Origin of the sequence: Herbiconiux sp. L3-i23 (assembly GCF_023734115.1) — a bacterium.
Classification (GTDB): Bacteria; Actinomycetota; Actinomycetes; order Actinomycetales; family Microbacteriaceae; genus Naasia.
Map to the genome: position 1 here is coordinate 84,106 of NZ_AP025737.1, position 12,534 is coordinate 96,639.

A 12,534-nucleotide genomic window follows, 5' to 3' on the forward strand; every position below is an offset into this window, starting at 1 on the left:
GATGAGGCATGCCTGAATTCGTCGACGCGCACGGCGTCGCCATCGTCTATTACGAGTGGGAGGCGCCTGCGCCGAAGGGCGTGGTGCAGATCGCGCACGGCGTCGGCGAGCACGTTGGGCGCTACGCGCACCTCGTCGACTCGCTGGTCGCCGCCGGGTACTCGGTGGTCGCCGACGATCATCGCGGCCACGGCGCGACGGGGATGCGGCAGCACGGCGGAGACCGCTCCAAACTCGGACGCCTCGGGCCCGGCGGCCTTCGCGCCACCATCGACGCGGTCGTGCAGCTGTCCGAGCTCACCCGCGCCGCGCATCCGGGACTGCCCCTCATCATGATCGGCCACTCGTGGGGGTCGCTGATGGCGCAGATCATCGTCAACCGGCGCCCTACCCTGTACGACGCGGTGGTGCTGACGGGTACCGCCTATCGCGCGTTCGGATCGATGAACGGCGGTGACCTCAACAAGCGTCACGCGCACCTGGGCACCACCGGCGCGGAGTGGTTGTCGCGCGACCCGGAGATCTCCGGCTCGTTCTACTCCGATCCGCTGAACTTCTCGGCGGACATCCTGAAGCTGTTCGGCCTCGCCGACGCGTTGCGGCTGTTCGGACGCCCCGCCCGCGGGCTGCCCGCCGACCTGCCGGTGCTGATCATGGTCGGCGACGACGATTCGCTGGGCGGCGCAGCGAGTGCGCAGCGTCTCGCTCGCGCCTACCGACAGCGAAGCGGCCTGCGCGACGTCGAAGCGCGGGTGTACCCCGATGCCCGACACGAGGTCTTCAACGAGCTGAACAAGGACGAGGTCATCGCCGACCTGGTCGCCTGGACCGACGCCCGCGTGACGAGCGCGGCGTCGTCGCGGTGAGCGGGCGTAAGTTGGTGTGAGTGCGCTCGGCGCACGGCGGATCTCGACTAAAGACGGAGCACCGGTGCACGGCGAATACAAGGTTCCTGGCGGCAAGCTCGTCGTCGTCGATCTCGATGTGGTCGACGGGGCGATCGCGAACTTCCGACTCGCAGGCGACTTCTTCCTCGAACCCGACTCCGCGCTCGACGCGATCGACGGAGCCGTCAACGGTCTGCCGGCCGACGCGGACGCGCAGCACATCGCGGCGTCCATCCGCGCTGCGCTGCCGGTGGATGCGGTGCTGCTGGGCTTCACCCCCGAGGCGGTCGCCACCGCGGTGCGGCGCTCGATCGGCAACGCGACGACGTGGCGCGACTACGAGTGGGAGATCCTGCATCCGGGTCCGCTGTCGCCGGCGATGCACCTCGCGCTCGATCAGGTGCTCACCGACGAGGTCGGAGCGGGGCGCCGCGGGCCGCTGCTGCGGTTCTGGGAGTGGGACCGTTCCGCGATCGTGATCGGCAGCTTCCAGTCGCTGCGCAACGAGGTCGATCTCGACAACGCCGCCAAGTACGGGGTCGAGGTCGTCCGACGGATCAGCGGCGGCGGCGCGATGTTCATGGAGGCGGGAACCGCAATCACCTACTCGCTCTACGCGCCCGGAGACCTGGTCAGGGGCATGTCGTTCGCCGAGTCCTACGCGTACCTCGACGAGTGGGCGATCACGGCGCTGCGCTCGCTCGGCATCGACGCGTTCTACCAGCCTCTCAACGACATCACGTCGCCGAAGGGCAAGATCGGCGGTGCCGCTCAGAAGCGGCTCGGCGGAGGTGCAGTGCTGCACCACGTGACCATGAGCTACGACATGGACGGCGCGAAGATGGTCGAAGTGCTGCGCATCGGTCGCGAGAAGCTCAGCGACAAGGGCACGACGAGTGCCGCGAAGCGCGTCGACCCGCTGCGCAGCCAGACCGGTCTGCCGCGCGCCGAGATCATCGAGCGGATGACGTCGACCTTCACCTCGCTCTACGGGGCGACCGCCGGCGAGATCACCTCCGCCGAGTACCAGGCCGCAGAAGAGCTCGTCGCATCGAAATTCAGCACCGAGGAGTGGTTGACCCGCGTGCCGTGACCGCCGCCGCTCAGGCGGTGGTGGATGCGCGGACGACGAGCTCGGTGGGCATCATCGTCACGCGCTCGACCGGCTCGCCGGCGATGAGTCGCACCAGCATCTCGGCCATCGCCTGCCCGAGCGCCGTCGATGGCTGCATGACGGTGGTGAGCGGCGGGTCGCTGGTCTCGCCGAAGTAGTCGCCGTCGAAGCCGGCGACGGCGACGTCACCCGGCACCGAGAGGCCGCGCTCGCGCAGAGCGCTCAGGGCGCCGGCCGCCATCTGGTCGTTCGAGGCGAAGACCGCGTCGATGGGAAGACCGCGGTCGAGCAGTCGCCGCATCGCCTCGGCGCCGTGCCGCGGCGAGAAGTCGCCGACTTCGACCATGTCGTCGTGGAGTCCTGCGCCCCGCATCGCCTGCCGCCACCCTTCGAGGCGGTCGACGCCGGCGGGCATGTCCTGCCGACCGGCGATCAACGCGATGTCCTGGCGGCCGAGGTCGACGAGGTGCTGGGTGACCATCCTCGCCGCCGCGACGTTGTCGACGTCGACGAAATAGCTGCCGTCCTCTTCCGCTGACAGCGGTCGGCCGCCGAAGACGACGGGCAGAGTGGACCCGAGTCGGGCGTAGGAGTGGTCGCCGCTGTGGTGCGACACGACGAGCGCGCCGTCGACGTTGCCGCCGAGAAGGTAGCGCCGAGTCTTCTCGGGGGTCGCTTCCGACGCGATGACCATGTTGAGCGTGTACTCGGTCTCAGACAGGTAGAGGGCGGCGCCCTGCACCACTGAGGCGAAGAACGGGTCGGCGAAGACCTTCGCGGTCGATTCCGGCACGACCAGGGCGACGACCTGCGTCTTCCTGCTCGCGAGCGAGCGCGCTGCACGGTTGGGCACGTAGCCGAGCGTGTCGATGGCGCGCTGCACTGCGGAGGCCGCCTCGGCCTTCACATGCGGCGAGTTGTTGACGACGCGGCTGACCGTCGATCGGGACACCCCCGCGAGCGCCGCCACCTCTTCGAGAGTGGGTGCGGCGGTCGGCGTGATCTCGCTGGTCACGGTCACCTCGTATCGTCGATGCGCTTCGAGGTTAGCGGAGCGCCGTGACGGTCGAGATCACGCGGGCGTACGCCAGGGCGCTGTCCTTCGGAGTGCGCTCGAGGGTGTCGTAGTCGACGTGGACGATGCCGAACCGTTTGCCGTATCCCCACGCCCATTCGAAGTTGTCGAGCAGGGACCACACGAAGTAGCCCCGCACGTCGGCGCCGGCGTCGATCGCCTCGCCCATCGCCGCGATGTGCGCCTCGATGTATCGGGTGCGGTCTACGTCGTGGATGCCGCCGTCGGGGGCGATCTCGTCGTCGTACGCGGCCCCGTTCTCGGTGATGAAGAGCGGAGGCAGCGTCGGATAGTCGCGGGTGAGGCGTTCGAGGAGCACCCGCAGTCCCTCGGGGTTCACCTCCCAGTCCATCGCCGTGCGCGGCAGCCCACGACTCGGGAAGGTGAGGTGCTCCGACCCGACGAACGGGGACGAGGTCTCTCGTTCCGTCGGCGTCAGCCCCGGTCGTGCGCCCGCCGGCAGGGGATGCCCGCTGACGTTGTCGTCGTGGTAGTGGTTCACCCCGAGGAAGTCGATGCCGGCGGCGATGGTCTCGAGGTCGCCGGGCCTGACCAGCCCCTCGAAGTCGTGTTCGCGCACGTCGTCGAGGAAGTCGCGCGGATACCGGCCGAGGAGGACCGGCTCGAGGAAGGCGCGGTTCCAGATCGCGTCGAGGCGACGGGCGGCGTCGAGATCGATCGGGTCGGTGGGGTCGGCCGGCACCGCATTGGTGAGGTTGAGGGTGATGCCGACCTTCTCGGCGCCCGCGGTGCGCAGCGCGCTCGCGGCGAGACCGTGGCCGAGGTGCTGGTAATGCAGTGCGGCGAGACCGGCTCGGGGCTCCCGCCTGCCGGGGGCGTGCTCGCCTCCCGCGTAGCCGATCAGCGACGAGCAGAGCGGCTCGTTGAACGTCGTCCAGTGAGTGACCCGGTCGCCGAGTGCCGCGTGCACATCGGAGGCGTACTCCGCGAAGCGGAAGGCGGTGTCGCGCGCCGCCCAGCCGCCGCGCTCTTCGAGGGCCTGGGGGAGATCCCAGTGGTAGAGAGTGAGCCAGGGGAGGATGTCCGCTTCGAGGAGCTCGTCGACGAGTCGCGAGTAGAAGTCGAGCCCGCGGCCGTTGACGGTGCGGTCGCCCGGCTTCACGCGCGCCCAGCTCACCGAGAACCGGTACGAGCCGATGCCGAGCCGCTTCATCAGGGCGACGTCCTCGGGCATGCGGTGGTAGTGGTCCACCGCCCGCTCCGGCGTCTCACCCCGCGCGGTGGCGAGCGGCTGCCTCGCGTAGGCGTCCCAGATCGAGTCCTCCTTGCCGTCCTCGTGGGCGGCGCCTTCGACCTGGGCCGCGGCGGTGGCGGTGCCCCAGAGGAAACCGTCCGGCCAGCGCCGATCCTGCGCCGGCGCGCTCATCCCTTGACCGCCCCGCTCATGATGCCGGCGATGAGCTGGCGACCGGCGAGCACGAAGAGGATCAGCAGTGGTATCACCGAGAGCACTGCGCCGGTGAGCACGATCGAGTAGTCGACGTAGTAGCCCGACTGCAGTTGGGACAGCGCCGTCTGCAGGGTCGGATTCGTCGGGCTGAGCACGATGACCGGCCACAGATAGTCGGTCCACGCCATCATGAAGGTGAACAGGCCGAGGATCGCCATCGCCGGTCGGGCAGCGGGAACCGCGACGGTGAGGAATGTGCGGAACTGGTTCGCCCCGTCGACGCGGGCCGCCTCGATCAGCTCGTCGGGGATCACGTCGACGAGGTACTGGCGCATGAAGAAGACGCCGAACGCGGTGACGAGCGTGGGCACGATTACGGCCCCGAGGGTGCCGGTCCAGCCGAGCTGCCGCATCACGATGAACAGCGGGATGATGCCGAGCTGGGTCGGGATCGCCATGGTGGCGACCACGGCGATCATGAGCCCGTCGCGGCCGCGGAACCGCAGCTTGGCGAAGGCGTAGCCGGCGAGGGTCGAGAAGGTGACGACCGACAGGGTGATCACGCCCGAGACGATGATGCTGTTGAGGAGCGCGGTCCAGAACGGGATCGCATCGAAGACCTTGGCGGCGTTCGCGAGGAAGTTCCCGCCGGGGATCAGGGGGAGCGTCTCGCCGCGGGTGGCGTTCGTTCCGCTACCGACGACGAACGACCACCACAGCGGGTAGGTGCCGCCGACGAGGAACGCGGTGAGCAGTCCGTAGGTGAGGAACCCGGGGCGGTCGATGATTCCGGCGCGGCCTCGACGGCGCGGCAGCAGGCTGCGGCGTCGGACGGGGAACGCGACGTTGGTGGCGGGGGCGGTCATTTCGTGGTCGCCTTCCGGGCGGTGTCGGATTCGGTGGTGGCGACGGTGGCGGCGTCGGTCGCCGAGGCGACGGCGATCGCCTCGTCGGCGATGACCGCGCTCCTCCTCTTCGCTCGGGCCGAGGCGCGACGAGTGCGCACACGGTTCTCCGCCGACGCGATCCGTCGGGAGATGAAGAAGTTCAGGAGGCCGACGAGCACGATGAGGAGGAAGAGGAGCCACGCGACGGCGGCGGCCTCCCCGAAGTCCTGGCGGAAGAACGCCATCTCCCACAGGTAGAGCACCGTGGTCTGGAACTGCCGATCGGCGCCGCCGATGCCTCCCGCGTTGGAGACGTCGAAGAGGCGCGGCTCGGCGAAGATCTGCAGGCCGCCGATGGTGGCGGTGATGATGACGAAGATCAAGGTGGGACGGATGCCCGGGAGCGTGATCGAGGTGAAGCGACGGAACTTGCCGGCTCCGTCGAGCGCGGCCGATTCGTGCAGTTCGCGCGGGACCGCCTGCATGGCGGCGAGCAGGATGAGCGCGTTGTAGCCCGTCCAGCGCCAGTTGACCATCGTCGCGATCGCGATGTGGCTGGCGAGAGTATCGTGCTTCCACTCGATCGGGCCGATGCCGATCAAGCCCAGGAGATTGTTGGCGAGTCCCTGCTGCTCGTTGAACACGCTGGAGAAGATGAGGGCGACGGCGACGGGGGAGACCACGTAGGGGAGCAGGATGCTCATCCGCCAGAAGGTCTTGGCACGCAGCGCCTGGTCGAGGACACCGGCGATGAGGAGCGCGACCGCGATCTGCGGCGCCGCCGAGAGCAGGAAGATGCTGACGGTGTTGCCGATCGAGTTCCAGAAGAACCGGTCGCCGAGCACCGCCGCGAAGTTGCCGAGACCGACGAAGTCGCCCTGGCCCTGCAGCAGCTGCCAGTCGTACAGGGAGACGACCAGCGTGTAGACGAGCGGGAAGGCGCCGACCACTCCGAAGAGCAGGAAGAACGGCGAGATGTAGAAGTACGGCGAGGCTTTGAGGTCGAAGCGGCTGAGGCGCTGGCGCCGTGTGAGGGGCGTGTGTCGAGGCTGCCGCTGTTCGCGGACCGCGGTGGTCGGAGGGGTGAGCGTGCTGGTCATGACAACGGCTTTCGAAGAAGGAGGGGTGCCCGCCCGAGGGGACCGCGGGCGGGCGCCCCGGTGGATCAGTTCTTGACCAGGTCGTTCAGCAGGGCGATCGCTTCGGACCATCCGGCCGTCGCGTCGACCTCACCGCGGTCGACCTTCTGCAGTACGGGGCCGAAGACGTTCTCCTGGATGAGCGAGTCGTCTGGGCCCTTGTACTGGGCGACGACGCCTTCCGCCCGCTTGGCGAGGATCGCGCCGACGGGAGCGTCGTTGAAGAACGCGTTCGGCTCACCCTTGGCGGCGAGGTCCTCTTCGGCCGCGATGGTGCTCGGGAAGGTTCCCGCCGCCTCGAATTGAGCGATCTGCTGCTCGGGCTCGGTCAGCCACGAGGCCAGCGCCGCGGCTTCCTCCGGGTGCTTCGACTGGGTCGGCACCGACAGGAACGCGCCACCCCAGTTGGCGGGGCCGCCGGGGAAGACGTCGGCGAAGTCCCAACCGGAGTTCGCGGTGTCACCGCCGCCGGCTTCGACCTGACCCTGCACGACGCCGAGCATCCAGCCCGGGCAGACGAAGGTCGCGAAGGTGCCGTCGACGAAGGACTTGCCGCCGTTCCAGTCCCACGCCGTCTGGGCTGCGGAGAGACCGGACGCGGCACCGTCGGTGATCCAACCCCAACGCTCCTCGAGGTCGGCGTTGCCTTCGACGTTCAGCTCACCGTCGCTGGTGTAGTAGCCCTCGGGCAGCTGATTGACCATTGCATTCCAGACGAAGCCGGAGTGGTCGTACCAGGCCTTGCCGGTCGTCGACTGGTACTGCTTGCCGACCGTGAAGTAGTCGTCCCAGGTCGAGTCGGCTCCGCCGAGCAGCTCGGCCACGGCCTCGCGGTCGGAGGGCAGCCCGGCGGCCTCGAACGCCGTGCGGTTGTAGCAGAGGCCCTCGGGTCCGATGTCGGTGCCGTAGCCGATGACGCGCCCGTCGGGGTCGGTCGCCTGCTCGTACTTCCAGTCCACCCAGTCGCCGGCGCGGTCCTCGATGCCGTACTCGCGCAGATCGACGAACTGGTCGGAGACCTCCATGATCGAGCCGAGCCAGCCCTCTTCGACCGCGACGACGTCCGACAGTCCGCTGCCAGCTGCCAGCTTGGTGAACGCGTCGGTGCGGGCGTTTCCGCCGGTGTCGATGTTGTTGGCGACGATCTTGATGCCGGGGTTCGCGGCCTCGTACTCGGCGTAGAGGTCGTCGTAGCCGAAGGTGCCGAAGGTGGTGATCGTGAGCTCGATCTCTCCTTCGGACTCACCGCCGGAGCCGGATGCGCATCCGGTGGCGAGAAGGGCGAGGGTCGTCGCAGTGGCGACGCTCGCAGCGATTTTCGTGCGTGACGATTTCACGGTCACTCCTTTGTGTGCGTGGGAGTCGAGAGAGCGCGCCGTCCGGCATCCCCGCCATTGGGAGCGCTCTCACGAAGGTGACGCCGATTATATGGGCGTCGTGAAAGGGCTGTCAAGAGAGCGCTCCCAAACGGCGCGCCGCCTACCCCGCAGGAGGTCGAGCCGCCTCGCCGCCGTAGGCTCGTGGGGTGAATTCGTTCCTCCACCGCGGAGTGGCCGTCGCGCTCGCGATGGTGTCCGTCGTCGCCGTCAGCGCCTGCGCGATGGAGAAGCCGGCACCGTCGGCGGCCCCGACCACGACGGCGCCGCCGTCGATCCCTGCGCCGACCCAGTCGACGCCCGCTCCGCCTCCTCCGCCGCCCACATTCGACAAGGCGGCGCGGTCGATCGACGATCCGACGAGCATCTGGGTGGTCGTCAACCGCCTGCGCCCGCTCAACCCGCAGGATTATGTGGCGCCCGACCTGGTCGACGTCCCCGTCGAGCACACCTGGGAGCCCGTGCTCCGCCAAGAGGCCTCCGACGCGATCGTCGCGATGTTCGCCGCCGCGCAGGCGGAGGCCGGTCTCTACTTGGCGTCCAACAGCGCCTACCGCTCGTACTCGACGCAGGTGGATCTCTGGTCGCCGGACGACCCCACTACCGCGCCGCCCGGGACCAGCGAGCACCAGACGGGGCTCGCCATGGACATCGGCGCCTCGTCGGGGAACTGCTCGCTGAACACCTGCTTCGCCGACACCGCCGAGGGGCAGTGGCTCGCGGCCAACGCGTACCGCTTCGGCTTCCTCCTGCGTTTCCCGTCGGACAAGGCCGAGGTGACGGGTTACCCGTTCGAGCCCTGGCATTACCGGTACATCGGCGTCGATCTGTCGACCGAGATGCACAACACGGGCATCACGACGCTCGAGGAGTTCTTCGGCCTTCCGCCGGCGCCCGCGTGAGCGGCGACCTGACTCGCCGTGTCGTCGAAGCGACACGGCGAGTCAGGTGAACGCGTCCCCTAGCCGCCGAGGGCGGCGTCGACGATGGTCTTCGCCTCGCGCTGCACCTCGCGCAGATGCTCCTCGCCCTTGAACGACTCGGCGTAGATCTTGTAGACGTCCTCGGTGCCCGAGGGACGCGCGGCGAACCAGGCGTGCTCGGTGACGACCTTGACTCCGCCGATCGCCGCGTCGTTGCCGGGCGCCTTCGACAGCTTCGCGGTGATCTTCTCGCCCGCGACCTCGTCGGCCGAGATGGCGTCGCCGTCGAGCTTCGACAGAGTCGCCTTCTGGTCCTTCGTCGCCGCCGCGTCCACCCGCTCGTACGCGGGAGAGCCGAACTCGGCCGTCAGTGCCTCGTAGTGCTGGCTCGGAGTCTTGCCGGTCTTCGCGAGGATCTCGCTCGCGAGGAGAGCGAGGATGATGCCGTCCTTGTCGGTGGTCCACACCGAGCCGTCGAAGCGCAGGAAGCTGGCCCCCGCCGACTCCTCGCCGCCGAACGCGACCGAACCGTCGATCAGGCCGGGGACGAACCACTTGAACCCTACGGGGACCTCCCACAGGCGCCGGCCGAGCGACTCCGCGACCCGGTCGATCATGCTCGACGAAACGAGCGTCTTGCCGATCGCGGCGTCGGGGCTCCAGTCGGGGCGATTCGCGTAGAGGTACTGGATCGCGACCGCGAGGTAGTGGTTGGGGTTCATCAGCCCGGCGTCGGGCGTGACGATGCCGTGGCGGTCGGAGTCGGCGTCGTTGCCGGTGAGGATGTCGTAGTCGTGACGGCGCGCGACCACCGAGGCCATCGCCGAGGCCGACGACGGGTCCATCCGGATCTTGCCGTCCCAGTCGAGGGTCATGAAGCGCCAGGTCGGATCGATCGCGCCGTTCACGATGGTGAGGTCGAGCCCGTAGCGGTCGCGGATCGCCTCCCAGTAGCTGAGGCTCGCACCGCCCAATGGGTCAGCGCCGATGCGGATCTTGGAGTCGCGGATCGCCGCCATGTCGATGATGTTCTCGAGGTCGTCGACGTAGTGGCCGCGGAAGTCGTACGTCTCGACGGCGGTCGGCTCGGCGCGCTTCACATCCTTCAGACCCCCCGCGATGAGCTCATTCGCGCGGGCGGCGATCCACGACGTGGCGTCGCTGTCGGCGGGCCCGCCGTGCGGCGGGTTGTACTTGAAGCCACCGTCGCGGGGCGGGTTGTGGCTCGGCGTGACGACGATACCGTCGGCTTGGTCGTCGTCGGCGGCGGACTTGTTGTAGCGGAGGATCGCGTGCGACACCGCCGGGGTCGGGGTGTAACCGTCGAACTCGTCGGCGAGCACCCGGACGCCGTTGGCGACGAGCACCTCGAGTGCCGTGGTCTCGGCCGGTCGACTGAGCGCGTGGGTGTCGCGGCCGATGAAGAGCGGCCCGGTGATGCCCTGCTCGGTGCGGTAATCGACGATCGCCTGCGTGGTCGCCGCGATGTGGTCGTCGTTGAACGCGGTGTCGAACGAGCTGCCGCGGTGCCCCGATGTGCCGAACACGACGCGCTGCTCGGGGACGTTCACGTCGGGATGCAGTTCGAAGTAGGCCGCGACGAGAGCCTTGGTGTCGATGAGGTCGGACTCGAGGGCGGGGGTTCCGGCGCGATCGTGCATGCCCCCATCTTCGCGCGGCCCTACCGCTATCCTCTACTCCATGTCCGAGCCCGAAGCACCTTCCGAGCCCGGTTACAGCTACCTGGGACCTGCCGGAACGTTCACTGAAGCCGCGCTGACCCAGGTGGAGGCCGCGCGCGGCAAGCCGTGGCGGTCGGTCAACAACGTCGGCGAGGCGCTCGACGACGTCGTCGCAGGGCGGAGCGTCGCCGCGATGATCGCGATCGAGAACTCCGTCGAGGGTGGCGTCACCGCGACCCAGGACGCCCTCACCACCATCCCCGGCCTCCGGATCACGGGGGAGTACCTCGTGCCGGTCGAGTTCGTGCTCGTCGCCCGCCCCGGCACCACGTTGGCCGACGTGCGGACCATCGGAGCGCATCCCGTCGCCTACGCGCAGTGCCGGCGCTACATCGACGCGACCCTGCCGAGCCACGGCCACATCCCGTCGAGCTCGAACGTGCAGGCCGCCTCCGACCTGTTCGGAGCCGGTGCGGCCCTCCTCGACGCGGCGATCGCGCCTCCAGGCATCGTCGACCACTACCCGGTCGAGGTGTTGGCCGAGAACATCGGCGACAACCCCAACGCGGTCACCCGCTTCGTGCTGGTCAGCACCACCACCGACCTGCCCGAACGGACCGGCGCAGACAAGACGAGCCTCGTCGCCGACCTCCCCGAGGACAAGGCCGGAGCGCTCCTCGAACTGCTCGAGCAGTTCTCGACCCGGGGCATCAACCTCAGCCTGCTGCAGTCGCGCCCCATCGGAGATGCGCTCGGACGGTACCGATTCGTCATCGACCTCGACGGTCACGCCCACGACGAGCGGGTCGCCGACGCCCTGCTCGGTCTGCGACGCTTCAGCCCCCGCGTGGTGTTCCTCGGGTCGTATCCGCGCGCGGACGGTGTTCCGGTGCACCACGTCGCCCAGTACTCCGACGACAACTTCATCGAGGCGCGCGACTGGCTGCGCGGCATCCTCAGCGGAGAACGCGTCGACCCGTAAGTCGATGGTCCGCGGCGAGGACCCTGAGGGGTGCGCCTACTCGGTCGGCAGGACGTCGGCCTCGTCGGCCGGGATCTTCACCGTGAGCGCCGACGGGTCGACCCACGACCGCACCGCCGAGACGGTGCCGAAGCTGTCGCCGTCGAGCTGGAACTCCTGCGGGGTCTCGGGCCGGATGATGATCTGCTTGCCCTTCATGTAGCGGAGGGTTCGCACTTCCTTCGTCTTGCCCATCAGCTTGCGGCCGACGACGGTGCGCCGCAGCACCCCGTTCTCCCACACGATCTTGACCCAGATCTGCAGCCATCCGATCAAGCCGTCCGGACGCAGCGCCACGATGTCGAACAGGCCGTCGTCGACCGCCGCTTCGGGCAGCAGCAGGATGTTGGCAGGCAGCGAGCCGCAGTTGCCGATGAGGATCGTGTTGACCCGCAGCGAGCGAGGCGCCTCCTCGTCGAGGCGGAAGCGGATGCGCAGACGGTTGCTGCCCCGCAGCGATCGGACGATCGCGTCGACGTAGGCGAGCCACCCCACCCGCTTCTTGAGGTCGGGGTTCGTGTTCGCGATCATCTTCGCGTCGAGCCCCAGGCCCGCCATGACGAGGAACACGTGCCGGTCGCGGCTGGCGTCGGAACGCTCGATTTCGACGATGCCGAGGTCGATCTTGCGGTCGGCGCCGGTGAAGGCCGTGGCGACCGATTCCGGCAGGTTCGCGAGCGTCAGGTTCAGATTCCGGGCGAGCAGGTTGCCCGTCCCGGACGGAAGCAGCGCGATCGGCACACCGGTGTCACGCAGCGCCTCCGCGACGGCGCGCACGGTGCCGTCGCCACCGGCAGCGAGCACGACGTCGGCTCCCGAGTCGACGGCCTCCTTGGTCTGGCCTCCGCCCGGATCCTCCTCGGTGGTCTCGTACCAGCGGGTCTCGCCCCACCCCGATTCGGCAGCCTGAGCGTTCACCACGCTCTTCAGCGCCTCGACGTCGACCTTGACCGGGTTGTAGACGACAGCGGCGGTGCGCGCAGACGGAGTAGAGGCCATTCGCACACGCTAACGCAGCG

At 68.8% G+C, this 12,534-nt stretch carries 11 protein-coding genes; 4 read left to right on the forward strand and 7 right to left on the reverse strand.

Annotation, left to right across the window (positions count from 1 at the left end; genetic code table 11):
* Positions 1 to 8 precede the first annotated feature (8 nt).
* Together NGH83_RS00420 and NGH83_RS00425 are read left to right on the forward strand one after the other, a co-directional pair.
* A complete protein-coding gene (locus NGH83_RS00420) occupies positions 9 to 866 on the forward strand; it encodes an alpha/beta hydrolase (RefSeq protein WP_251857131.1) in 858 nt (285 codons plus the stop codon).
* A 64-nt stretch (positions 867 to 930) separates the two neighbouring features.
* Positions 931 to 1,980, forward strand: coding sequence for a biotin/lipoate A/B protein ligase family protein (locus tag NGH83_RS00425; protein ID WP_251857132.1), 1,050 nt, complete (start codon positions 931 to 933; stop codon positions 1,978 to 1,980).
* Between the two features lie 10 nt (positions 1,981 to 1,990).
* Here the strand turns inward: NGH83_RS00425 and NGH83_RS00430 are convergent, their stop codons facing one another.
* The 5 genes from NGH83_RS00430 to NGH83_RS00450 all read right to left on the reverse strand — a co-directional run bounded on the left by NGH83_RS00430 (position 1,991) and on the right by NGH83_RS00450 (position 7,850).
* A complete protein-coding gene (locus NGH83_RS00430; protein ID WP_251857133.1) occupies positions 1,991 to 3,016 on the reverse strand; it encodes a LacI family DNA-binding transcriptional regulator in 1,026 nt (341 codons plus the stop codon).
* A gap of 31 nt (positions 3,017 to 3,047) precedes the next feature.
* The gene (locus NGH83_RS00435; RefSeq protein ID WP_251857134.1) at positions 3,048 to 4,463 is read right to left on the reverse strand and encodes a GH1 family beta-glucosidase; all 1,416 of its coding nucleotides are present in this window, start codon (positions 4,461 to 4,463) and stop codon (positions 3,048 to 3,050) included.
* Complete coding sequence (locus NGH83_RS00440) at positions 4,460 to 5,353, reverse strand: carbohydrate ABC transporter permease (RefSeq protein WP_251857135.1); 894 nt, start codon at positions 5,351 to 5,353, stop codon at positions 4,460 to 4,462. The genes NGH83_RS00435 and NGH83_RS00440 overlap by 4 nt, the downstream gene beginning before the upstream one ends.
* Positions 5,350 to 6,474, reverse strand: coding sequence for a carbohydrate ABC transporter permease (locus NGH83_RS00445; protein WP_251857136.1), 1,125 nt, complete (start codon positions 6,472 to 6,474; stop codon positions 5,350 to 5,352). Before NGH83_RS00445 ends, NGH83_RS00440 begins: the two co-directional genes overlap by 4 nt.
* A gap of 65 nt (positions 6,475 to 6,539) precedes the next feature.
* Positions 6,540 to 7,850 (reverse strand): ABC transporter substrate-binding protein, encoded by a 1,311-nt coding sequence (locus NGH83_RS00450; RefSeq protein WP_251857137.1) that lies wholly within the window; start codon positions 7,848 to 7,850, stop codon positions 6,540 to 6,542.
* Positions 7,851 to 8,038: 188 nt separating this feature from the next.
* Here NGH83_RS00450 and NGH83_RS00455 point away from each other — a divergent pair, with 188 nt between their 5' ends.
* Complete coding sequence (locus tag NGH83_RS00455) at positions 8,039 to 8,791, forward strand: D-alanyl-D-alanine carboxypeptidase family protein (protein ID WP_251857138.1); 753 nt, start codon at positions 8,039 to 8,041, stop codon at positions 8,789 to 8,791.
* 59 nt (positions 8,792 to 8,850) lie between these two features.
* Here the strand turns inward: NGH83_RS00455 and pgm are convergent, their stop codons facing one another.
* Entirely contained in the window at positions 8,851 to 10,473 is a 1,623-nt protein-coding gene (pgm, locus tag NGH83_RS00460) for a phosphoglucomutase (alpha-D-glucose-1,6-bisphosphate-dependent) (protein WP_251857139.1), read from the reverse strand.
* Between the two features lie 40 nt (positions 10,474 to 10,513).
* Between pgm and pheA the strand changes: the two genes are divergently transcribed.
* A complete protein-coding gene (pheA, locus tag NGH83_RS00465) occupies positions 10,514 to 11,476 on the forward strand; it encodes a prephenate dehydratase (RefSeq protein WP_251857140.1) in 963 nt (320 codons plus the stop codon).
* A 36-nt stretch (positions 11,477 to 11,512) separates the two neighbouring features.
* Here the strand turns inward: pheA and NGH83_RS00470 are convergent, their stop codons facing one another.
* A complete protein-coding gene (locus tag NGH83_RS00470) occupies positions 11,513 to 12,514 on the reverse strand; it encodes a diacylglycerol kinase family protein (protein WP_251857141.1) in 1,002 nt (333 codons plus the stop codon).
* Positions 12,515 to 12,534: the final 20 nt, after the last annotated feature.